Source organism: Fibrobacter sp. UWB5, from assembly GCF_002210295.1.
Classification (GTDB): domain Bacteria; phylum Fibrobacterota; class Fibrobacteria; order Fibrobacterales; family Fibrobacteraceae; genus Fibrobacter.
Genome location: NZ_MWQH01000005.1, coordinates 133,434 through 156,428, shown reverse-complemented (window position 1 = coordinate 156,428; position 22,995 = coordinate 133,434). Strand labels below are relative to the sequence as shown.

Sequence of the window (22,995 nt, the reverse complement as noted above, 5' to 3'; positions counted from 1 at the left end):
TCTCCTTTTAAACCTAACCGGGCATTACTCCCTAATCGTAAAGCGCAGCTCGCCAAACGGGGTGCAGAAATCCAGGTTCTCGAGATTGTTGGTCTCGATACCCGTGAACATGCGGTAACCGCCACCAATTGAAATCTCGAGCATCTTCGTGACTCGGTAGTTAAAATGCACGGCCATGTCGGCGGTAAAGAAGTAGTCTTCGGATTCAAAGGCTTCGTCGTCCGGTTCCATCACGTACAGGGCGCCGCCACCGATTGCAATCGGCACCGAAATGGAAAAGTCGTTGATGCGCACCGGGAACAGTTCCACGAATCCGCCCACGGACATGTACTTGATCATCTGCTTTTCGGGCACATTGTAGTTGCGCACGTCGCTCAGAAGCCTGGACACCCAGACACCTGTGGAAAGCAGGGGGTTGATATCCAGACCGATGCGGAGGTTTGCGAAAATCGCGCCGTCATCGGCCACGAGCACGTTACCGCCGCTCACGCCGATGAACGCTTTCAAGCCGTCGCTCGACTTTTCTTCGGGCGAATACTTTACGCTCTGCAGTTCTGCGTTTGCGAAGGCCACCAGGGCCACGATGAGCAATAGAATCTTTTTCATAAGCAAATCCTCTGTTTGTCTATAATTTACTAAAAAAAACGTGATTTTCTCTTGGAAATGGCGCTCATTAGCTTTTGAAAAGGGGTGTTTTGAGGGTTTTATGTGAGGTGAAGCACAAAATGGGCTTGTTGGACTTTTATGGCCGGTTTTAAGAATTTATTGACAAAGTTGTAAGCGTTTTGTAAATTTGTCGCGAAAATTTTGAACTTGTCAAAAAAAATTAAAACTAAATAACACATACGCCTTATTACAATGAAACACAAAATATTCCTTTCGATATTCTCCCTGCTGTTTGCCGCTTCGGCATTTGCAGGAAACACTGTTGATTTGTCTTCGCTTACCGACAACTATGTTGCGCAAGATAAAGATGTGCTGACCGGCGAACTTGTCAAAAAAATCAAGATTTCAATTGCCGATAACGCTACGGTAACGCTCAAAGATGCGACTATTAATGGTGAAAGTTATACCATGTACATGTGGGCGGGTATCACTTGCGCAGGAAACTGCAATATTGTTCTTGCAGACAATTCCGTAAATAAGGTCAGGGGCTTCTATCGCGATTATCCTGGTGTTTATGTGCCGGAGGGCCATACACTGACCATTTCGGGAACAGGTTCTCTTGATGCTAGTAGTAATGGCTATGGTGCTGGTATTGGTGGTGCCGATTATTCTTACGAAAAAAGTTGCGGAAATATCGTGATTAATGGAGGAACTATCACTGCTACGGGAGGTTATGGAGCTGCAGGTATTGGTGGTGGCTATAAGGGGAATGTTGGATATATCAAGATTAGTGGAACCAATACCAAGGTGACTGCAATCAAGGGCCAAGACGCACCATACAGTATTGGCAGTGGCGATAAAGGTTCTATGAACGGCTCCGTTCAAATTGACTATACGATTGAACAAACTACACAATTTTTTGAAACTCCTGGTATCGCAGCGAGTCCGTTTAATTACCCTGTTGCACCATATACCGTGATTTTCGATGCCAATGGCGGTGAAGGCGATATGGCGCCCCAGATGGCTCTTACCAATTTTGAACAAGCTCTTGATGCCAACCGCTTTACTCGCGAAGGGTATTCTTTTGTGGGTTGGAATACCAAGGTCGATGATAGCGGTGAATCTTATGCGGACAAAGGCTATGTGACTTATACTGAAGCGGGTGCTTCGGTAACGTTGTATGCTCGTTGGTTCAAGGGCGATGCAATTAACTTTTCTTATTTAACTGAGGACTATGTCGCTAAGAATGGAGACGTGTTGGTAGGTGTACTTGGTGGCAATCACAAGATATCGATTGAAGATGGAGCCAAGGTGACGCTTGCTGGCGTGACAATCAACGGGGTGAACGATTCCAAATATAAGTGGGCAGGTATTACCTGCGAGGGCGATTGTGAAATAGTTCTTGCCGATAATTCGAAGAACACGGTGAAGGGATTTCATGAGTGGTATCCTGGAATTTACGTGCCGAAAAATAAGACGTTGACTATTTCGGGTTCCGGGTTCCTTGACGTTAGTAGCAATGGCTCTGGAGCCGGTATCGGTGGTGGCTTTAGCCCCGATGCGGAAAAAATGGATTGCGGAAACATTACGATTCTTGACGGAATAATTAATGCTAAGGGTGGCTCTGGGGCCGGTATTGGCGGCGGTTATTATGCATATGTCGGGAATATCACAATCAGTGGAGGTACGATTACTGCTTCATCTAGGACCTCAGCCGGAATAGGCCAAGGTACTAATAGCGGTCGTTACACAGACGTGGGAGATATTACGATCAGTGGCGGCACCATCACGGCTATTGGTGGTAACTATGGTGCTGGCATTGGTGGTGCCCAGAAGTCAATTGTGCAAAACATCACGATCAGTGGCGGCACGGTCAATGCAACTGGTGAATGGGGTGCTGGCATCGGTAGTGGTCGCGAAGGTTATGTTTACGGGAATGTTACGATTAGTGGCGGCACCGTCAATGCTACTGCTGACTATGCTGCTGCCGGTATCGGCAGTGGCTATCAAGGACGTTGTAATAAGATCACGATCAGTGGCGGCACGGTCATTGCTACAGGTGGTGAACGTGGCGCTGGTATTGGTAGTGGTTATAGCGAAAGTGGCATATCGTCGTATGCGTATGACATCATCATCACTGACGGTACGGTCACTGCTACAGGTGGTGACATGGGTGCCGGTATTGGCAGTGGTTATTATGGTGAAACTACTAATATTTCAATTAGTGGCGGCATGGTCACTGCTATTGCTGGTTCGCATTCCGCAGGTGTGGGTGCAGGTTGTGAAGGAAAAGTTTTTGGTGTCACAATCAGTGGCGGAACTGTTGATGCTACAGGTGATTATCTTGGCGCTGGTGTCGGCGGTGGTAAAAAGGGACCCATTCAAAACATTACAATCAGTGGCGGCACGGTCACTGCTACAGGGGGAGCAGGTGGTTCAGGTGTCGGCGGAGGTTACGATGGCGCTGTCGAGGAACTCACAATCAGTGGCGGTACGGTCTCTGCTACAGGAGGTAATGGTGGTGCAGGTGTCGGCAGTGGTGAGAGAAGTTCTGTCAAAAATATCACAATCAGTGGTGGTACGGTCACAGCTACAGGTGGTGAAGATGGTGCAGGTGTCGGCTCTGGTTATGAAGGCATAATTTCCGGGGCTGTCATAATCGAAAACGGTAGGCTTATTGCTTTAGGTGGTAACCAGGGAGCCGGTATTGGCGCTGGTGAAGAAGGAAAGGTCGGGGAGATCAGGATTTGGAACGGTTGGGTCACTGCTACTGGAGGAGCAAAGTATGGTGCAGGTGTCGGCTGTAGTTGGGATGCAACCGTTGATGGTATCGTAATTTGGGGCGGAACAGTTGAAGCTGAAGGTGGCCGCTATGCTGCAGGCATCGGCGGTGGTTATTATGGAGATGTCGTCGGGGATATTTTGATAAGCGATAACGTGGATCATATTGCTGTGACAAAGGGCTCGAGTGAATACTCTATTGGCAAAGGATATGGGGGGGAACGTGGAAAAATAGCCATCGGTGGAACGGAATATAAAGACATTGAAGATGAACTCTTCATCTATCCGGCGGATGTGACGCAATACGGTGCGGTGCAGATTCGTAACTACAATACTGGCACTCGAGCCGTCATCGATGGCATGTACGATGAATTGGATACGGTAGACATTCCGAAAGATACTACAGTTACGTCGGTTGTGTATAAGCGCAAATTTACGACAGGAGAAAAAGCTTACTCGACGATTGTGTTTCCGTTCGAAGTCCACATGTCTAGAACGTACGGCGTGAAGATGGTGCTGGGCTTTAACGGCCTTAAGGAAATCACGAAGAATGGCGTAACCAAGAAGGCTGTGACAATGAAGGTGGTCTGGGCCGATACGACGAAGGCTGATGTGACGCTTGCAGCGAATACTCCTTACATGGTCTTAATGAAAGATGAAAAGTTTGAGGTTGACGGCTCGGCGACTCTGAAAGCGACCAAGGATTCCATTGTACGCGTGGGCGATTGGGAATTCCGCGGAACTCGCCATCGTATTGAATGGGACGCTGACCATGAAGACCTTGGCAATGTTTACGGATTTTCTGCCGAAAAGACTGCTACTACGGATGTGGGTAAATTCGTGAAGGCCGCGGCCGGTGCGTGGATCCGCCCGATGCGTGCGTACATGATTTATGCTCCGGAAACATCTCCGGAAAATGTTCCGGGGAACGGCCGCCCTGCAATGTCTAGCATTGCTCCGGCTGACATGCCCGAAGAATTGGATGTCGTGATCGAAAGTGACGATGCGGAACATACGACGGTGATTGGCCGCATCAATACCCGTACGGGTGAGTTCAAGAACGTTCGCGAAGGCCGTGTGTTCGACCTCAAGGGCCGTGGCGTGAATGGCAAGCCCAAGGCAAAGGGTGTGTATCTGAAGAGGGCTAAGTAATGACAGAAAAATTCGAACAGAAAAAAGAATACCGTGCACCGGAAATGAAAATTGTTGCTTTGGAGCCTTGCAATTTGCTGCAGCCATCGCTTCAGGATTCTTATGAAGTTGTAATTGAATAGCAACGAGGAGATTATGAAAAACGAACAGAAGAAAAACTATGTGCAGCCGGAAATGACGGTGCTTGATTATGGCTACCGCGCAAACGTCCTTTTTAGCGGAAGTTGCGAAGGTGTTGATTGCGCTGAAGAATCATCATCGACAGATGGTGAACCGGTTGAACTCAACTAGATAACCCAAAAGTTAATCATGAAAAAAATCCCTGGATTCAAGTCCAGGGATTTTCTGTAATAGAAAGTTTTTTACAACCGGTCCTTGGTCATGTTCAGGCCTTCGGTGGGGCTACCTTCCCAGTTCCATATACGGTCCTTGGATTCGGGCCAAGTGCAAATCGTCCACACCACGGAATTGCCGCAGAGAACGATAGTCCAAATGCCGAACACAAGGAAAAGAATCAGGGGAATGAAGGCCAGCGAACCGTAGAAGATAGACATACGGGTCACGAGCATGGTCTGGATGAGCATCAGGATCTTCACGTAGATGATGATGAAAATCCATGCAAGAACGGTAATGCCGATCGAAGAGACGAGCAACTTCTTCTTGGTGTAGTTCTTGGGGTCCGGTCTGGCGGGGAGCGCATACAGGGTCAAGAAAATGACCAAGAGGAACGCCCCGTGGAACGTGAGGTACCAGAATGCGTTGATGAGGGTCTTGAGGACTGACGGGTCAAAATGAAGGCCGTCCACGACAATCACCGAAAGGGCGCTTTGCATGTGGTTCACGAAACCGGCATAGAGGCCGATAATGCCTGCAAAGATAAGCAGAAGCGGGGTATAGATTCGAAGCTGCTTATGGAGCGGGCGGGACACCTTGTTTTCCCACACCACGTTAAAGTTCGACTCCAGGCTACCGAAGGCCAGGATGAACGTGATGAAAAGACCCATGGCGCCGATGAAACCGAGCTTGCCGATAGGCACGTGTTCGGCGTTCTGCACGATGGTGATAATCGGGTCGACGGGCCAGTCAAGGTCCAAGAAACTGAGCAGGTGCGGCAGGTAGTCCGAGAAGAAGTTGCCGAATCCGACTGCAAGCGTAATCGAGGTCAGCAAAATCAAAAGCGGAACCACGGCCAAGAAAGTCGTGTAGGTGAGGGCGGCGGCGCGGGTCAGTCCGTGGAAATACAGGAACGACTTGCCGGCAATGACCGCGACCTTCACGGGAGTAACGGAACGTTCGGCAATATAGTCGAACATTCTCTCCCAAGAAAAATTTTTAAACCAATTTGGCATTACGCTCAAAAATTACTTGATGGTGCTGGTCAGGCGGAAGGCGAGACCCACATCGCTCAGTTCGTTTTCGCTGTAGACGCTGAATTGAATCTTGGACTTGCCGACGTTCTTGACATAGGCAACGGTCCATGCCCAGTCGTCGTAGGTGCCCTTCGGGGCGCCATAAAGGTTGTCACGCTTGTTGATGTATTCCCATTCCACCATGAAATGGTTGATGAAGGTGCTTGCCAACTTGTTCTTCGGGGCGAGATCCAGGCCCAGGTAGAACGGCTGGTAATAGATACCCGGCTGGTAATACTTGGATTCGGGAGCGAGGTAGTTGTCTACGCTCGGGTCGATTTCGTCGTCCTGGGTGTAAACGCAGGCGTATTCGCCGTAGGCACGGAGAATCGGGAGGAATTCATAGCTGGCGTAGGCGGCCACACGGTGGGTAATGTAGGCGGAGTTCTGCACCACGTCGACCAGGTTGGCACGGTAGGCGACCTTGACTTCGAGGGGGAAGGTAAACTTCATGTCGTCTTCGAGACGCACATAACCCTGGTTGGCGGTGCCGTTCTTGGCAGCGACCATGGCGTTCAGTTGGTTGAGACCGTGCTTCCAGCCGAGTTCGACAGCGTTATGGCTGTAATCGCGCATCCAGAGACCGCGCTTGGTCAAGTCCTTGTCGACATAGGTACCGAAGTGTGTAGACTGAGACCAGTCGGTCTTCCAGCGACCGATTTTCAGGTTCAGCTGGTTGTCGTCGTTGAGAGCCCACTTGTAGTTCACCCAGTAGAGGTCAGCCAAAATCTTGTCGTAGCTCGTGGTCTTGCCGTCGCCGTCCTTGATCTTGTTGCCGAATTCCGGGGCAAAAATGCGGAGCATGATGGTTCCGTCCAGGTTATCGCTCTTGTACTGGCCGCCGATGTTTGCGCGGATCCAGCCGCTGCTGAAGTTGTTGTCCGTGTCTTCGATGGACTTGGTGACCTGGGTCTGAACATTGCCCTTGAGGGTCATGTTGTCAGTGGCGTCTGCTGCAAATGCGGAAATGCTCATGGCGAGTGCAGCCGCTGCGATTTTCCCGAACTTCATGTTTGCTCCTTGGAGTGTTTTGTTTTTCGTGTCCAAATTTAGAAATATTTTTCTATTTTTCGGCCCGATTTTCAAGGAGTTTTCGGTGAAACGGTTCCGTTTCGGCATTTTGCCCGTTTTTAGCGCTGTTTTGTGTGTAAATCTTTATGTCGCGCCCGCATTTGCACGCGATTTATTGCCCAACAGGACGCATGCTGTACTGACAGTGACTTACACCAACGACCAGGACGTGCCGCAGGTGCATAAAAAGCTTTCTTTCGTGGGCCAGAACAACCCCAAGAACAAGCTTACGGTCACGACCGATTCCGAAGGCGAAGTGACGTTCCATATTCCGCGCGAAGATACCTACACGATTTACTGCGAAAGCGTGACCGGTCCTTTTGAATGCGGTACGACTCCTTATGTTTCGCCCACGGCAAGCACGGGCGGCCTTACGGTGGTGTTCGACGACACGCGCGTGGAACTGACCGGCGTGAACTTCAAGGCGGGCAGTGCCGAACTGGAACCGGAATCCATGGCGATTCTGGACAAGGCCGTGGCCGGAATCTTGAAAAACCCGGATGCCCGTATCGAAATCCAAGGCCACACCAGCTCCGAAGGGGGCGAACAGTTTAACCAGACGCTTTCGGAACAGCGCGCTTACACGGTGTTCCTTTACATGGTCGAACATGGGGTAGACCGCGGGCACCTTTCGGCAAGCGGTTACGGTTCTAGCCAGCCTAAGGCTTCGAATGCGACCGAGGCCGGCCGCAAGAAAAACCGCCGCATCGAACTCTGCGTGCTGAACGACAACGAAGTCCCGGTGGAATATAAATAGAATTTAGAGCTTAGAACTTAGAGCTTAGAAAAAAAACTAAGCTCTACCAACTAGTTTTTACGGAAACCGTCGTCGGAAAGGATAATCTTTCCTTCGCGGAAAAGCGTTCCCAGAATTTTCTTGAATGTCTTCTTGGACATGCCGAATTCGCGGCGGATCTCTTCAGGATCGCTGTGGTCGCCGTACGGCAGGAATCCGCCCGCTTCTTCGAGCTTTTGCATAATGGCGGCGGGGCTTTCGCTCTTCATGATTCCCTTGTAGCCCACGGGAGTGAGGTTCAAGGTAATCTTGCCGTCTTCGGTAAAGCGCTGGATATAGCCCGCCATGGTGTCGCCGATGTAAATGCGCGGCGTATTGGGGGTGACCATGAGGCGGCCCGTGTAGCGGTAGTCCACCAGGAAATCGATATGGTCGCGGGTGACTTCGTAGGCGGCGAGCTGGACTTTTTGACCCAGGTGCAGTTCCGAGGTGTCGAGGTCCAGAAAGCTCTTGATTTTTTCGGTAGCCACGATGCGGTTGCTCTTTTCGTCTTCGAGAATGTAGACGACGCAACGGTCGCCGCGCCTGAGTTCGCCGAGTTGTTGCTTGTAGGGGAGGAACAGGTCCTTGTTCAGGCCCCAATCCAAGAAGGCGCCAACGCGGTTCACGTCCTTGACTTCGAGCACGGCGAATTCGCCGACGGTAGCATAGGGCTTGTCGAGGGTGGCGATGGGGCGGTCTTCGGAATCCATGTAGACAAATACGTCTAGCACTTCGCCTTCCTGGAGCGAGAATTCTTCTTTTTTGCCGGGGAGAAGCACGCGGCCGCCGGTTTCAAGTTCCAGGTAATAGCCCTGGGGCATGATTTCTTCTACTCGGGCGCGATTGTATTTGCCTAATTCCATGGGGACCTTCCGTTCAATTTGAACCAAAATTAGAAAAAATAAGGGGCAAAATCAGACATTTTTTCTGAATTTGGCGTATAGAGAGTATAACCCTCCCAAAAAAGGATACTCCATGAACCGTAACATGATGATGCTGAACGACAGAACTCCCCCCAAGTACTTGCCCCGCGAAAAGATTGAAAAATTCGGGGCGGCAGCCCTCACGAACGAGGAATTGCTGGCCCTGATTCTAGGGAGCGGGAACCAGGATTGCAATGTTTTTGAACTGTCGAGGCGCCTTTCGGACTTTCTTTCGAACCAGACCCAGGTGCCCTCGCTGGCCCAAATCCGTGCAATTCGGGGGCTTGGCAAGGTAAAGGCCTCGCAGGTGCTGGCCTGCCTGGAACTTTCGAGCCGCTACATTCTGAGCGATAAATCGAACCCAATCCAGACGCCCGAAGACCTCTTGGGCAGGCTTTCGTTCCTGAAATACGAATCGCAGGAGCACTTGGTGATTGTGACGCTCAATTCGGTCAATTGCGTGATTCGGGTCCATGAACTGACCACGGGCCTTGTCAACAAGACCCCGGTCCACCCCCGCGAAGCGTTCGCCAAGGCCATCGAAGACCGCGCCGTTTCGGTCGTTTTTGCCCATAATCACCCCTCGGGCTCGCTGGAACCCAGCCAAGAAGACATGGCGATAACCCGTGTGCTCTGTGCGGCGGGGCGAGTGCTCCAAATACCCGTCTTGGACCATATTATTGTGGGCAAAGGGGGGCTTAACAGCATCTGCCGCATGGACCCCGGGATGTTCGAAAAGACGTTTTACCCCGCGTAAAACAGCTTCTTACAAAAATGTTACAAACAGCCCGTTGTGTGATATTCATTAAATTTCAAAAAAAATGCACGTTTTTGGGTTGATTTTTGGACTAATAAGTTATATTTACATTAGTTAAATCGGTAAGCCGTGTTTGGTCGGCTTTCCACTATAAGGAGATGCTATGAATAAGGTAGCGATGGGTCTTGCCCTTGCGTTGGCGGCTTCCGCCTTTGCTGGACATCCCCAGACAATCAACAAGGAAGGCTTTGTGGGTGTGAATAAGACCCAGTCTGCCCAATCCCTTGGTCATTCCAAACTTGTGTTTACCCTTTTGGGTGATGCTACTTTCGGTAACGACATGTTCCCGGGTGACGATGCTACAGGCTTTGGTGCCTTGAACGAAGTCGAAGCGACTGGCGCGTTGAAAAATGCGGCTGTGGCGGATTTCGTGGGCGGAAGCGCTAACATCGGCTTTGCCATCGGTATCTGGCATTATTTTGACTTGGGCGTGACTATCCCCGTTTACTACGACCAGCTGTCTGCCGAAGGCTATTATGTAGACCCGGCTCAGGGTACGAGGGATATGACCCGTCCGGCTACTATTCCGAACACGAAGGTAGGCTATGTGGGCAACCTCAAGGTTGACTTGAAGGCTCGTTTCCCGCTGCCCGAAGACCAGATGTTCGATATCGCCGTGTTCGGCGGTGTGACTGCCGGTACGGCCAATGCCGAAAAGCAGGGCCTCTGGATTCGCGAACCTGAATATATTAATATGAAGAATGGTGCCGCCCTCCCGTTCGGTACCAAGAACACCATGGTTAAGGGTGGTCTTGCTATCACGATGGATGCAAGCAAGCTCGACGGTGGTGACGGATTCCCGTTCTTGCTGCACTTGAACGGTGGCTATCGCTATAACACGAATAGCGACTACATGTCACTCCCATTCATGAGTGCTGCCGCTGAAATCTACTTTATGGACTTCATGTCCATCTTCGTGGAATACTATTGGGATATCCAGCTGGACGACTTTGAACGCTGCATGCCCATCTTTGATGAAGCCGGTATACTCATTAACGAAAACTGCAACCTTTCTATCAAGAATGGTAGCGGCAAGCTCGATATGAAGCAGTTGACGGGTGCCTTGGTGTTCCACCTGCCAGTCGGTGTCGACCTGCACATGGGTGCTTCTTACTACCTGGGCGACGACAGCTACATTACCGCTCAGACTCTTGAATCTAGCGAACGTCCGGGTGGCGTGAGGGTTGACCGCATTCGCGTGAACCCGGAATACACCGTTTACGGCGGTATCACCTGGAGCGGCTTCCTGCTGGCTCAGGACCGCGACGGCGATGGCGTTACGGATGACGAAGACAAGTGCCCGGACGATGTCGGTCACCGTTTGAATCAGGGTTGCCCGCTGGGTAATCCGGATGCTGACGAAGACGGCGTTTGCGATGCCTGGGTTGCTGAAAAGGGATTTGAATCTGAATTTGCTGAAGTTTGCGAAGGCGTTGACCAGTGCCCGAACGAAGCTGGCGAAGGCGACGACGGTTGCCCGCTCGACAATCCGGATGCTGATGGCGACGGCGTTTGCGACGCATGGGTGTCTCAGAAGAAGATGCTCAAGAAGTTTGCCAATGTCTGCGAAGGCATCGATGATTGCCCGGCTCAGGCTGGTTCTCCGGCATTCAACGGTTGCCCGACCAAGCAGCCGGACCCGGATGGTGACGGTCTCTGCTCTCCGTGGGTGACTGACGAAGGCGCCATGAACGAATTCGCCGACATCTGTAAGGGTTACGATATGTGCCCGGGTGAAGCCGGTTCTGCTGCCAACAAGGGTTGCGCATGGGATGATCCGGATGCCGATAACGACGGCCTCTGCGACCCGTGGGTGACCGAAAAGAAGATGGGCTTCTACTTCGAAAAGGCTGCTGAAGACGAAGCAATGGCTAAGGAATGGTTCATTGACAAGTCTTGTAAGGGTATCGACAAGTGCCCGACCGAACTCGGCCCGGCTACTAACGAAGGCTGCCCGCTCGGCAACCCGGATACCGACAAGGACGGCCTCTGCGATCCTTGGGTGACCGAAAAGAATATGCTCGACCAGTATGACGGTATCTGCTCTGGCGTCGACAAGTGCCCGACTGAAGCCGGTGAAGCCTTTGCTCAGGGCTGCCCGATGGAAAGCCCGGACCCGGATGGCGACTCCCTCTGCTCTCCGTGGGTGACCAAGCAGAAGATGCTTGACCAGTTCGCAGAAATGTGCCGTGGCTATGACCGTTGCGAACTCGAAGCTGGTCCTGAATGGAACAAGGGCTGTCCGATCGAAGACGATCCGGACCCGGATAAGGACGGCGTCTGCTCTGAATGGGTTGCTACCAAGAAGCTCCAGAAGGAATTCGAAAGCGTCTGTACCGGTATCGACCGCTGCCCGGATGAACCGGGTGATGACGGCCATGGCTGCCCGAAGAAGGCTGTCGAAAAGCTCGATGGCGTGACCTTCAAGAGCGGTAAGGCTACCTTGGAATCCAACGCCAAGAAGATCCTCCAGAACGTGGCTAAGAAGCTCGTGAACGAAGACAGCTACAAGGATCTGAAGATCGTGATCCAGGGTCACACCGACAACGTGGGTAAGGAAAAGACCAACCAGAAGCTTTCTGAAAACCGCGCTAAGGAAGTGATGAAGGTGCTCACCAAGGCGGGCGTCAAGAAGGATCGCATCAAGGCTATCGGTATGGGTTCCAGCTGCCCGGTGGATGACAACAGCACTGCCGAAGGCCGCGAAATGAACCGCCGTATCGAAATGCACTTCGTAACGCCGGATAACGACGGTACCCAGTGCGAAAGCAACCTGGTGCAGTAATCGATCTGTAAATCATTAACCAAGAACCTCGGCCCTTTGTGGGTCGAGGTTTTTTATATTTTATGAAAAGAAAATTTGATTATGACTAAACTCGACGAAATTTTGCAGTCCCTGGAAGCCTCCAACCACGACCTCGTGGAAATGCTCCCGGCCAATTTGAACCACAAGATGGTGCAGAAGGCGCGCCTCGGCAAAAAGCCCGTGCCCAAGCATACCCAAGACCTGATTTTGCAGGCGGTCAATGCCCTTTTGCGTGAAAAAGCGGTTACCGAAGACAAAAAGGTGAAACAGTACAAGCGCGTCGAAATATTCGGGGAATAACTTTTATTAAATTACCAATATGCAACAGTATTTAGACCTGCTCAAGGATATTATGGAAAACGGGGTGGACCGTTCTGACCGTACGGGTACAGGAACGCGCTCCGTGTTTGGCCGCCAGTGCCGCTATGACCTTTCTAAAGGGTTCCCGTGCCTCACGACCAAGAAACTGCATTTGCGCTCTATTATTCACGAATTGCTGTGGTTCTTGAAGGGTGATACGAACATCAAGTACCTTCACGACAACAAGGTGACCATTTGGGACGAATGGGCCGACGAAAACGGTGACCTGGGCCCGGTTTATGGCCACCAGTGGCGTAGCTGGCCGACTCCCGATGGCGGACACATCGACCAGATCAAGAACTTGGTGAATAGCCTCAAGAACAATCCCGATTCCCGCCGCCACCTGGTGTGTGCCTGGAACGTGGCCGAAGTCGACAAGATGGCTTTGCCGCCTTGCCACTGCCTGTTCCAGTTCTACGTGGGCGGTGTTGGCGCCTCTGGCAAGCGTAAGCTCAGCTGCCAGCTGTACCAGCGCAGTGCCGATACCTTCCTCGGGGTGCCGTTCAATATTGCGTCTTATGCGCTGCTTACCCTGATGCTTTGCCAGGTTTGCGACTACGAACCGGGCGAATTCGTGCATACGCTGGGTGACACGCATATTTATTCCAACCATTTCGACCAGGTCAAGGAACAGCTTTCGCGTACGCCGCGCAAGTTGCCGACCATGAAGTTGAATCCGGCAATCAAGGATCTTTTCGAATTCAAGTTCGAAGATTTTGAACTGGTCGATTACGACCCGTGGCCGACAATCAAGGCGCCAATCGCGGTGTAATCGAAGGGGGAGACAAAGATATGTTGATTTCTGCAATTGTCGCAATTTCTCAGAATAACGTGATCGGGCGTGACGGGCACTTGCCTTGGCATTTGTCCGCCGACCTCAAGCGTTTCAAGGCGATTACGACCGGGCATTCGATTGTGCTTGGCCGCAAGAATTACGACGATATCGGACGTCCACTCCCGAACCGCACGAATTACGTGCTCACACGTAACCCGGCTTTCGAAGCTCCGGGCTGCGTTGTCTGCGGCAATCTTTCTCAGGCTATAGAATCTGCTCGCGCCGCCCACGAAACAGAATGTTTTATTATTGGCGGCGCGGCCGTTTACCGCGAAGCCATGCCCCTGGTGCAAAAACTGTATGTGACGCGCGTGCTTGCCGACGTCGATGGCGACGTCTTGTTCCCTGAATGGGGCGAAGGCTGGCACAAGGTAAGCGAAGAAAAATTCGAAGCCGACGAAAAGAACGATTACCCGACAGTGTTCGAGGTGTGGGAGCGTTAATTGGTAGAACCGGATAGAATTCATAAGCAATATCTTTGGGTCACGTCAGTTTCGACTGTCGTTTTGATCTTGCTGTTTGTCGTCTTTTTGATTGCCGTTCGTTACAACGGCGTCGCTCCGCAAAGTGTCCGCCTGGATAAAGGTTGGACCGTTACATACAAGGGCGAAAAGACCGGGGTAGAGTCCTTGGTGAACTATACGTTCCCCGAAAAACTCATGAGTGGTGATTCGTTGATCCTGGAAGGCAGGATTTCTGCGAACCCGCTTTCGCACCCGATTTTCAGATTCCGGACGGTGCATAGCGCTGTCGAGGTTTTTGAAAACGGCAAAAGCGTTTATGAGTATGGTAAAGATCGCATGTTTCCGGGATGCGGTTACCATTATGTCCACTTGAACCATGGCGAACATCAAAGCTTGAAGGTTGTGCTGGTCGAAAAAATAGACAACAGGAAAATCACCTTCTCGAAATATGAACTTTTGCCCGAAGAATACGCCGTGAGCGATTATTCCTCGCGCCATATTTTTGCGCTTGTCATCGGGATATTCCTGATTCTTTTTGGGCTGCTTGCCGTTATGGTGGGCGCCGTCATGCGCATTTACGGTGTCAATTATTTCCGCCTGTTGATGATCGGGCTTTTGTCGTTTACGTTTGGCACCTGGACAATGTGCTATACGAAACTGATCCAGGTGGTGTCTTACAATTTGACGTTCAATACGACGCTTGAATATATCTGCCTTTATTTTGCGCCGATCCCGTTTACGCTATTGCTTTGGAACATGCAGAAGACGCGTCTCAGCCAAGCCAAGACTTGGGTCATGAAGTTCCTGCTGGTTTACGAAGTGGCTTACCTGGTGATCTCTTCGGTCCTTCATTTTACGGGCTTGTTGTTCTACCCGCAAATGCTGGTGTTTTTCCATGCGGTTGTATTTGCCGGATTGGTATACTTTGTTTATTCCGGCATTCTCTACAACAAAAAGATGGACGAATCCGGAAAGCTTCTTTCTCGCGGCGTCTTGTTCTTTGTGGTGATGGTGGTGGCGGACTTGCTTCGCTTTAATTTTGCCCGCTATCTTGCCGTCGATAACCCGTTGCTGGAATCGTCCTGGATCCCGCTGGGTACGCTGGGCTTCGTGTTTTCGCTGGTCCAAAGCTATGTCGTTTACTTGGTCTACATTCTGGAAGACCGCGCCGAAAAGGGGGCGCTGGCGACGATGGCTTATCTGGACGCCTTGACGGGGCTTTATAACCGTGCCAAGTGCCAGCAAATTTTCGATATTCTGGACAAGAGCTTTGGCGACTACGCCTTTGTGAGTATCGATATGAATGGCCTGAAGGCGGTGAATGACAAGTATGGCCATAACGAAGGCGACAAACTCATTAAAGTCTTTGCCGGCCTTTTCAATGAGGCTTTTGCGGGGGTGGGTACCGCCATTCGCGTGGGCGGCGACGAATTCTTGGCGATTGTGCGCAGCGAACACGTGGCCGACGTGAACGATGCTGTCAAGAAGATGACCGACTTGCAGAAAGAACGCAGCGAAGGCTTGCCGATTTCACTCGAAGTGGCCTACGGCGTGGCTTACAAGCATGAATTCTTGAAGAACGGCTTTAGCATGGCCGAAGAAACCCATATTGATGCCGAAAAGGTTTACCACCTGTCTGACGAACGCATGTACGCCATGAAGGCGAAGATGAAGTCAAAACTCGCCAGGTTCTAAAACTCACTTTTTTGCATATTTTCGCAAATAGGTTGATTCCCGCGACGTGTCTTTAATATATATTAAAGACATGCTTGACTTTAACGTGTTTTATCGTTTGGCGGCTGCGATTGGCATTGGCCTGATTATTGGCCTGCAGCGCGAGCACACTTACTACGACCAGTCGGATAGGCATCCGGCCGGTGTTCGTACGTTTACCCTTGTGGGGCTCGCAGGTGCCATGGCGGCTCTGCTTTCGGACCAGATGGGCGATGTGGCGCCTTTTATTACCGGATTTGTTGTCGTGGGCATGCTCTTGATGGCCATGCATGTGTCTTTTGCGATTGGTCACCGTAAGCATGAAGATCCTTCCGGAGTGCACCTGCCCGGAGGCGACGGTATTACCACCAGCGTGGCGGTTGTGATTGTGTACTTGCTCGGCGGCATTTGCTGGTACGGGCGATTGCTAGAATCTTGCGTGATTGTGGTGGTGATTCTCTGGGTGCTTTCGGCCAAGGAGCAGTTGCATACTTTTGCGCAGAAGCTTTCGAAAGAAGATATTTTGGCGACGGTCAAGTTCGCGGTAATTTCGGCTTTGATTTTGCCGTTCTTGCCGAACCAGGCTTACGGCCCCGCGGGGCTCGAAGTTTTGAACCCGCATACGATTTGGCTGTTCGTTGTATTCATTAGTGGTATCGGTTTTGTGGGCTACGTGCTCATTAAGCTTGTGGGGCCGGGCAAAGGCATTTGGCTTACGGGTTTGTTGGGTGGGCTTGCCAGCAGTACGGCTTTGACCTTGAATTTGGCCGGCCGCAGCCGCGAAAACGAGGATTACGCATCGGACTTTACGCTTGGTATTGTGCTGAGCTGGGCGGTGATGTATGTGCGCCTGTACCTGATTTGTATTTTCTTGAGTGGCGCACTTGCGAAACCGCTTGCGCTGCCGTTGTTGCTGCCCGTGGTGCCGGCACTCGGGTATGCGCTGTTCCTCAAGATTCGTGAATTCCGCGACCATCGGCAGAAATCGTCTGATTTTTCGAACCCGTTCAAGCTTTTGCCCGCGATCAAGTTTGGCGTGATTTTTACCTGCGTGATGTTTGTCGCGAATGCGGCCCGCGTTTACCTGGGGGCAGGCGCCTTGTTGGCTTGCAGCTTCTTGGGCGGTGCCGCCGAGATGGATGCGGTGGCATTCTCGGTAATCGATATGAACTTGAAGGCCGGGCTCCCGGTGCGTGAATTGGTGTTGGCGTTGTTGTTTGCAAGCCTCGCCAATACAATCACGAAGGGTGGCTTGGTGTTTTTCTTGGGAGCAAAGGCGATGCGTCGTCCGATATTGCCTGCCGTGATTTTGATTTGTTTGGTGACGGCAGGTTTAATTGGCTATTACGCGGTCTTATAAAAAAGGATAGGGTATGGGTGAAAAATTGATTCACGCTTTGACGGTAGCGGGCTTTGACGGCTCTGCCGGGGCGGGCTTTATCTCGGACATCAAGACGATGGCGCATTTTGGCGTGTACGGCCAGGCTGTCTGCACGGCGCTCACGCAACAGAACGAAGAAGAATTCGTGGCGCCCGGCTGGGTCATTTGGGACCGCATCGAGGCGCAACTCGAAACGCTCTTTAAAAAACATAAGTTCAAGTACGTGAAAATCGGGCTTGTGGAAAAGGCCCGCACCTTAAAGCGTATTGTGGAATTTGTCCGTGAAAAGTCGCCGGATGCATTCATTGTGTGGGACCCGATTGCAAGCGCAAGCGCTGGGTTCCACTTTATGCGCGATGCCGAAAAATTCTTGCCGATTATGAAGTCTATTGACTTGGTGACGCCGAACCAAGATGAATTTGCCTACTTGGGTTTGGGACTTGCGGAATCCCGCGGGCAGATTAAGATGGGCCGCGACTTTGCCGTACTTTTGAAAGGAGGCCATGCCCGCGGCAAGGAATCGATCGATACCTTGTGGTATAACGAAGAACAGTTCAAGTTTATCAGCCCGAGGCTCCCCGGTAAAGGCAAGCACGGCACCGGTTGCGTGCTCAGTTCCGCAATCCTTGCAAACGTGGCGCTCGGTAAAGATGTGCCTACCGCCTGCGAAATCGCCAAGCAGTACATGAACGAATACCTGCAAACCGGTGAAGGTCGCTTAGGGTTCTTGGTTTAGATTTCCCCTTTACAAAACAAAAAAGGCACTCGATAGAGTGCCTTAAAATTTTTATGAATTTCTCCGTGCCGAAGGCACTCATTAACAAACGAATGTTTGTTAATGCAGGGAGGGTTTTAGGGAGGGGGAAAGGATTTCCTCCTCCCTAGTCATTAATCCTCTTCAGCCGGGCGCTTGGAGAGCTGCTTGCGCTTGATCGGGTCGAGCTCAGTCTTGCGGAGGCGCAGCACTTCCGGCGTGACTTCAATGCATTCGTCTTCGTTGATGAAGGTGACGCATTCTTCCAAAGTCAGGCGGCGGTACGGAGTCAGCTGGATCATGTCGTCAGCGGACTTGGAGCGCATGTTGGTGAGGTGCTTACCCTTCGTGACGTTCACGATGATGTCGACGTCGCGGTTGTGTTCACCCACGATCATGCCCGGATAAACTTCGGCACCCGGTCCGATGATGAGGTAACCGCGGTCTTCCAGGTTGGAAAGGGCATAGCTTGCGGCTTCGCCCGGTTCCTTCGCGATGAGCACGCCGTTCACGCGGGCCGGAATTTCGCCCTTGTACGGTTCGTAGTCCTTGAAGATGGACTGGCTGATGGCGTAACCCTTGGAGAGGGAAAGGAGCTTCGGACGGATACCGATAAGGCCACGGCTCGGAACGAGGTATTCGAGAGTCACGCGGTCGTTTTCGTCGGTGGTCATGTTGACCATTTCGCCCTTACGGGTGTTGATTTCCTGAATGCAGGCACCGCTGAATTCGCTCGGCACTTCGACCTTGAATTCTTCGATCGGTTCCAGGAGCTTGCCGTTTTCGTCGTTCTTGAAGATCACCTGGGGAGAACCGATGGTGAATTCATAGAGTTCACGACGCATGTTTTCAACGAGGATGGTGAGGTGCAAAATACCACGGCCGGACACCTTGAAGGTAGAAGCGCCGTCGACCTTTTCGACGAGGAGGGCGGGGTCAGCCATGTGGGCGCGTTCCAGACGTTCCTGGAGCTGGTTACCCGTCATGAACTTTCCACCGTACTTACCGGCCAGGGGCGAGGTGTTCACGGTGAAGAGCATAGAAATGGTCGGCGGGTCAATGTGGATGCGGGGGAGGTGCACCGGATTGTTCGTCGAAGAAAGGGTATCACCGATGTCGAAGTTGTCGAGACCGGCGATCAAGATGATGTCGCCCGGACCGGCTTCTTCGATCGGCTGCGGAGTCAGGCCTTCGTAGCGCAGAATCTTCTGGATACGGATGTTCTTGACCTTCCCGTCGGTCATAGCCTGGGCAACGGTCATGTTCGGCTTGAAGGTACCCTGCTGCACGCGGCCCACGGCCAAGCGGCCAAGGAAGCCCGAGTATTCGAGGGAGGCAATCTGCAGAAGCGGTTCTGCATTCGGGTCGCCCTTCGGGGCCGGGATGCGTTCGATAATCTTGTCCATCAAAATGTGGAAGTCGCCATCCGGGTCTTCCATTTCGGCCTTGCAGATGCCCTTACGGCCAGAACCGAACACCTTGTCGAAGTCCAGCTGCTGTTCGTTGGCGTCGAGTTCACAGAACAGGTCGAACACCTTGTCGAGGGCGCCGTGCGGGTTACAGCCGTCACGGTCGATCTTGTTCACCACGACGATAGGAATAAGTCCCATTTCAAGGGCCTTCTGGGTCACAAAACGGGTCTGAGCCATGGGGCCTTCGAAGGCGTCCACCACCAGAATCACACCGTCCACCGTACCCAGAACGCGTTCCACCTGGCCGCCGAAGTCGGCGTGCCCCGGGGTATCGACGATGTTTACGCGATAGCCCTTGTACATGACGCTCGTGTTCTTGGAGAGGATGGTGATGCCGCGTTCACGTTCCAGGTTGTCGGAGTCCATCACGCGTTCGTTCACTTCTTCGTTTTCGTGGAAGGTTCCGCACTGCTTGAGGAGCTGGTCCACCAGGGTAGTTTTACCGTGGTCAACGTGGGCGATAATGGCGACGTTTCTGATTTTAGATGTATCCATAATGGCTCTTTTGATTGACGTTTATTTTTGCGCGCAAATTTAGAAATTCTAGCCGATTATGGCAATGTTTTGGGGTCAAGTTTACTATATTTGGGCTACTATGGCAAAAGAACTCGACAATTTTGACGATGAAGAAATGGACGAAGCCGCCCTCGAGAAGTTCGATTCCGAGGACTCCCTAGCCCAGACTCCCGTGGTTCGTGATTATAGCGACCGCCGTATCCTGATTTGGGAAGAAGACGATTCCCATCGCGAAGCTTGCCTGACCGTGCTGACCGACCTTTTGGTGGGTGCAACCATCAAGGCTGTAAAGACCGAGGCTGAAGCCCAGGAACAGCTCGAAAATGACGACTGGGATACTTTCGTTGTCGACTTCTACACCGAAGGCGTTTCTTCTAGCGACTTCATCAAGAGCGCAAACAACTATCCGGGCTCCATTCTGGTGGCCCTGAACATGGGTCCGTTGACTCTTGCTGAAGAACGCGATCCAGCCCGCACAGAATTACTGCGCAGGCTGTTTGACGTTGAACGCGCTAATACGCAGATTCACGCTTAATTACAGAAATTCAGTTCGCCCGGAGTGGGAGTCGTAAGGCACCACGCCGAGGAATCCGAACGCATGTTCCAGTGGTCAACGTTCAGTTGGCCACTTTGATTGTATTTACCCGAACCGACCGCGGGTACCACGTTGCTATGCAGCGAGTCAGGAGCGCTTGCGTAGTACAGGGAATCGAGGGTTTCTCCGTCGCATTGCAGCACCACGGCGCCCTTGCTGTTGGACATGGCGCTCCAACCATCGGTATTGATGTGGAGGGCGGGTGTGTTTTCGGAGGCGGCATCGCCTAATACAAGCACCTTGCCCGGCAAGATTTCGCTTGCGGTGAGGGCGTAGCGCTTGATGCTGGTGGCGCTCCCGAGTCCGAGCGTGCAGTCGTCGAGGATAAGCGTGTCGATGCTCCCGTTGTAGATTTCAACGAATTCATACTGCGTGCTATCCTTGGCGTTGGGCGCTGCGTAGTATTCCGTAATCAGCAAGTCGTCGACCTTGGGTTTGCGGAAAGCGGCGCGGAGGGCAAGCGTGATGGACACGTTGCGCTCGTCGGCGGGCTTTACGGAGACTGCGATTTTACTGCGGAGCGAATTCAGCGAGAGGTCGGGCACCGGGCTGTCTTCGGTGAGCAGGAACCTGTCGCTCAAGTCGTAGATGGCGTTGCCGTCTGCATCGAACAGGGAAATCTGTACTTCGTATTCAACGCCGAGCTTGAGCATGCCGCTCTTGAAGAGGAGCTTGCCCGTGGATTCTTCCATGGGGATTTCGTAGCGCTCGTCTTCGGAAACAAGCGTCATGGTTCCGCTTTCGATACCGCTTTCGTTCCTGAGGCCGATAGGTACCTCGACCACCACGAAGCCCACAATGGGGTGCATCTGGATCGGAATGTCTGCGATGGCGCCTGCTTCCAACTTAGTCGAGAGTTCGCCCATTTGCATGAGCGCACCGTTCGCATAGATCTTGGCCTTGAACGTCCAGTTGTCGCTGGGGAACAGGTCCATGTTAAAGAGCGCGCTGTCGGCGGAATGCACGTAGTGCAACGTGTCGGCTCCGTAACAGTCCAGCACCAGGCTGTCCAAGAGGGGCGGCGTGTTGTACTGCAGGCGGAGCGCGACCGATGCCGTGCCCGACTTGCTGATGGTGGCGCTGGTCTCGTGGGTGTCGCTGCTGCAGTTCCAGAGGGCGAGAGCGCACAGGAATGCGGTGGCGATGTTTGCGTGTTTCGTTTTGATAGGACTCATAATACCTCCATTTGGTTGAGTGGTCCTATTTACTAACACGCCATTTTGGGCAAAAGTGTCTGATTTAACCCCTGTTTTTTGGGAAACTTTGCTGTAAAATTTTGTTAACAGCGATTGCGGGGGTGGAACGAAGTGCCGGAAACCCTAGAGCTTTAGCGCTTTCTGGCCGTTTTGCTTGCGGTTTCCTTGCAGCTTGGTGGCGCAGGCCTTGTCTTGTCGCAAAATCTTCACGAGCGCACTCGGAGTCAGGTTGAATGCGGCTGCCGCGGCCTTTGTGTCACCGTTCTTGGTGGCCATGATATCAAAGACGTGGGCCACGAATAGCGGGAACAAGGGGTTGGAAGGTTGCAGGTGCCCGTTGCTGCCGGGGAAGGGCATTTCGGGGTTTGCGGGCGTTTCGCGGACTTGCAGGGCGAGAGCCATTTGCATTCGGTGTAATGCATGCACCTTGTTTTCGTGCGCGCTCCTGCCTTCGCACGATTTGATTTCTAAATTAAAATCCCGTAAGGTGAGCAAAACTCCGGTATTGGTCTTGTTGCGGTGCTGTCCGCCAGGGCCAGAGCCTTGGAACCCCTTGAGGGAACAAGCGCGGAGCAGTTCATCAAGCGTCATTTTTAAATAGGTATCGCGATGCATACTCTTAAAAATACAATTGTTATGGCCCTTGCAATTGGGGCGAGCGTATTCTTTTCGGCTTGTGCGGGCTCTTCGAATGCCAAAGATCCTAACGACCCGCGCAACGAATCCTTGGTGGATGCCACTCTTGGCGAATCGGCTGAAATCAAGAACGAAAAGGTGGGACACCGCGAATACGACAAGCAGGCCATGCTCGAATCCATGTTCAAGAATTTCTTGGTCGCCATTCGCGAAGATACGCCGGCCGACGACCTTTACGCCATGCTGACGGATTCTTCGGAATACTGGCTCGATACTTTGGAACGCCATGCCATGACCTATGGCCCCGCCGAACTCGATACCTGCCAGTTCTACGAAATCTATTCGATTCTGCTTTACCGCCTTTACGAACGCGAACACCTGTGGCAGGTGCCCGAAGACCGCATGCTTTGGCTCTACATGTCCAAGGCGGGAATCATTCATAACTTTACCAAGCTGAAACTGGGCCCCATGAAAATCAAGAACGACCGCGGAAGTATTGGCTTGGAACAGAGCCCCGAAGTGCCGATCATGATCTTTGAATGGGATGACAAGTCCTGGAAACTGGACCTGGTCGAAACCGTGCCCCTGATTACGAAGGGCATTGAGGCCACTGCCGTCAAGAAGAGCTGGAGCAACAAGAAATTGGCTCTCTACTGGCTCGACCGCGAATACCACATGACGTATTCGAGACTTGATGATTCCCTTTGCGAACCCATTGGCTTCTAGTGGA

Annotated in this window: 21 protein-coding genes and 1 pseudogene; 15 read left to right on the top strand and 7 right to left on the bottom strand. The window is 52.1% G+C overall.

What is annotated here, in order from left to right; translation table 11 throughout:
- Positions 1 to 24 precede the first annotated feature (24 nt).
- Positions 25 to 606: a hypothetical protein gene (locus B7989_RS08980; RefSeq protein WP_088628173.1), complete on the bottom strand. Its 582-nt coding sequence runs from the start codon at positions 604 to 606 to the stop codon at positions 25 to 27.
- A 252-nt stretch (positions 607 to 858) separates the two neighbouring features.
- Here B7989_RS08980 and B7989_RS08975 point away from each other — a divergent pair, with 252 nt between their 5' ends.
- Genes B7989_RS08975 through B7989_RS13990 form a run of 3 tightly spaced genes read left to right on the top strand, consistent with a single transcriptional unit; the run spans position 859 to position 4,830 of the window.
- Positions 859 to 4,539 (top strand): InlB B-repeat-containing protein, encoded by a 3,681-nt coding sequence (locus tag B7989_RS08975; RefSeq protein WP_088628172.1) that lies wholly within the window; start codon positions 859 to 861, stop codon positions 4,537 to 4,539.
- The gene (locus tag B7989_RS14245) at positions 4,539 to 4,661 is read left to right on the top strand and encodes a hypothetical protein (RefSeq protein ID WP_255406416.1); all 123 of its coding nucleotides are present in this window, start codon (positions 4,539 to 4,541) and stop codon (positions 4,659 to 4,661) included. The genes B7989_RS08975 and B7989_RS14245 overlap by 1 nt, the downstream gene beginning before the upstream one ends.
- A gap of 13 nt (positions 4,662 to 4,674) precedes the next feature.
- The gene (locus B7989_RS13990; protein WP_158212888.1) at positions 4,675 to 4,830 is read left to right on the top strand and encodes a hypothetical protein; all 156 of its coding nucleotides are present in this window, start codon (positions 4,675 to 4,677) and stop codon (positions 4,828 to 4,830) included.
- 71 nt (positions 4,831 to 4,901) lie between these two features.
- Here B7989_RS13990 and B7989_RS08970 read toward each other — a convergent pair whose 3' ends face one another.
- Both B7989_RS08970 and B7989_RS08965 read right to left on the bottom strand, forming a co-directional pair.
- Positions 4,902 to 5,852: a YihY/virulence factor BrkB family protein gene (locus B7989_RS08970; RefSeq protein ID WP_233144341.1), complete on the bottom strand. Its 951-nt coding sequence runs from the start codon at positions 5,850 to 5,852 to the stop codon at positions 4,902 to 4,904.
- 48 nt (positions 5,853 to 5,900) lie between these two features.
- On the bottom strand, positions 5,901 to 6,959 hold the full coding sequence (locus B7989_RS08965) for a hypothetical protein (protein WP_088628170.1): 1,059 nt from the start codon (positions 6,957 to 6,959) through the stop codon (positions 5,901 to 5,903).
- Positions 6,960 to 7,044: 85 nt separating this feature from the next.
- Between B7989_RS08965 and B7989_RS08960 the strand changes: the two genes are divergently transcribed.
- Positions 7,045 to 7,776 carry an OmpA family protein gene (locus B7989_RS08960; RefSeq protein ID WP_233144340.1) on the top strand — a complete coding sequence of 244 codons (732 nt, stop codon included), beginning with the start codon at positions 7,045 to 7,047 and terminating at the stop codon, positions 7,774 to 7,776.
- 50 nt (positions 7,777 to 7,826) lie between these two features.
- Here the strand turns inward: B7989_RS08960 and B7989_RS08955 are convergent, their stop codons facing one another.
- Positions 7,827 to 8,660 (bottom strand): S1 RNA-binding domain-containing protein, encoded by an 834-nt coding sequence (locus B7989_RS08955; protein ID WP_088628168.1) that lies wholly within the window; start codon positions 8,658 to 8,660, stop codon positions 7,827 to 7,829.
- Between the two features lie 112 nt (positions 8,661 to 8,772).
- On the opposite strand from B7989_RS08955, the gene radC reads away from it, so the two are divergent.
- The 9 genes and pseudogenes from radC to B7989_RS08915 all read left to right on the top strand — a co-directional run bounded on the left by radC (position 8,773) and on the right by B7989_RS08915 (position 17,832).
- A complete protein-coding gene (radC, locus tag B7989_RS08950; protein ID WP_233144339.1) occupies positions 8,773 to 9,477 on the top strand; it encodes a DNA repair protein RadC in 705 nt (234 codons plus the stop codon).
- A 163-nt stretch (positions 9,478 to 9,640) separates the two neighbouring features.
- Positions 9,641 to 12,322: an OmpA family protein gene (locus B7989_RS08945; protein WP_088628167.1), complete on the top strand. Its 2,682-nt coding sequence runs from the start codon at positions 9,641 to 9,643 to the stop codon at positions 12,320 to 12,322.
- 81 nt (positions 12,323 to 12,403) lie between these two features.
- On the top strand, positions 12,404 to 12,643 hold the full coding sequence (locus B7989_RS08940) for a hypothetical protein (RefSeq protein WP_088628166.1): 240 nt from the start codon (positions 12,404 to 12,406) through the stop codon (positions 12,641 to 12,643).
- Between the two features lie 19 nt (positions 12,644 to 12,662).
- Entirely contained in the window at positions 12,663 to 13,475 is an 813-nt protein-coding gene (locus B7989_RS08935; RefSeq protein ID WP_088628165.1) for a thymidylate synthase, read from the top strand.
- Positions 13,476 to 13,495: 20 nt separating this feature from the next.
- A complete protein-coding gene (locus tag B7989_RS08930) occupies positions 13,496 to 13,981 on the top strand; it encodes a dihydrofolate reductase (protein WP_088628164.1) in 486 nt (161 codons plus the stop codon).
- Positions 13,982 to 15,697, top strand: coding sequence for a GGDEF domain-containing protein (locus B7989_RS08925; RefSeq protein ID WP_144265009.1), 1,716 nt, complete (start codon positions 13,982 to 13,984; stop codon positions 15,695 to 15,697).
- Between the two features lie 70 nt (positions 15,698 to 15,767).
- A pseudogene (locus B7989_RS14350) lies at positions 15,768 to 16,196 on the top strand (MgtC/SapB family protein); the annotation flags it as partial.
- A gap of 129 nt (positions 16,197 to 16,325) precedes the next feature.
- On the top strand, positions 16,326 to 17,075 hold the full coding sequence (locus B7989_RS14345) for an MgtC/SapB family protein (RefSeq protein WP_369829055.1): 750 nt from the start codon (positions 16,326 to 16,328) through the stop codon (positions 17,073 to 17,075).
- Between the two features lie 13 nt (positions 17,076 to 17,088).
- A complete protein-coding gene (locus tag B7989_RS08915; RefSeq protein WP_088628161.1) occupies positions 17,089 to 17,832 on the top strand; it encodes a hydroxymethylpyrimidine/phosphomethylpyrimidine kinase in 744 nt (247 codons plus the stop codon).
- Positions 17,833 to 17,984: 152 nt separating this feature from the next.
- Here B7989_RS08915 and typA read toward each other — a convergent pair whose 3' ends face one another.
- Positions 17,985 to 19,817: a translational GTPase TypA gene (gene typA / locus B7989_RS08910; RefSeq protein ID WP_088628160.1), complete on the bottom strand. Its 1,833-nt coding sequence runs from the start codon at positions 19,815 to 19,817 to the stop codon at positions 17,985 to 17,987.
- A gap of 100 nt (positions 19,818 to 19,917) precedes the next feature.
- Between typA and B7989_RS08905 the strand changes: the two genes are divergently transcribed.
- Entirely contained in the window at positions 19,918 to 20,373 is a 456-nt protein-coding gene (locus B7989_RS08905; protein WP_088628159.1) for a hypothetical protein, read from the top strand.
- Here the strand turns inward: B7989_RS08905 and B7989_RS08900 are convergent.
- The gene (locus B7989_RS08900) at positions 20,370 to 21,608 is read right to left on the bottom strand and encodes a lamin tail domain-containing protein (RefSeq protein ID WP_088628158.1); all 1,239 of its coding nucleotides are present in this window, start codon (positions 21,606 to 21,608) and stop codon (positions 20,370 to 20,372) included. The two genes, B7989_RS08905 and B7989_RS08900, sit on opposite strands and share 4 nt — an antisense overlap.
- A gap of 144 nt (positions 21,609 to 21,752) precedes the next feature.
- Positions 21,753 to 22,244, bottom strand: a complete 492-nt coding sequence (locus B7989_RS08895) for a peptide chain release factor-like protein (protein WP_088628157.1) — start codon at positions 22,242 to 22,244, stop codon at positions 21,753 to 21,755.
- 21 nt (positions 22,245 to 22,265) lie between these two features.
- Between B7989_RS08895 and B7989_RS08890 the strand changes: the two genes are divergently transcribed.
- On the top strand, positions 22,266 to 22,991 hold the full coding sequence (locus tag B7989_RS08890; protein WP_233144338.1) for a hypothetical protein: 726 nt from the start codon (positions 22,266 to 22,268) through the stop codon (positions 22,989 to 22,991).
- The last annotated feature ends 4 nt before the right edge of the window (positions 22,992 to 22,995 follow it).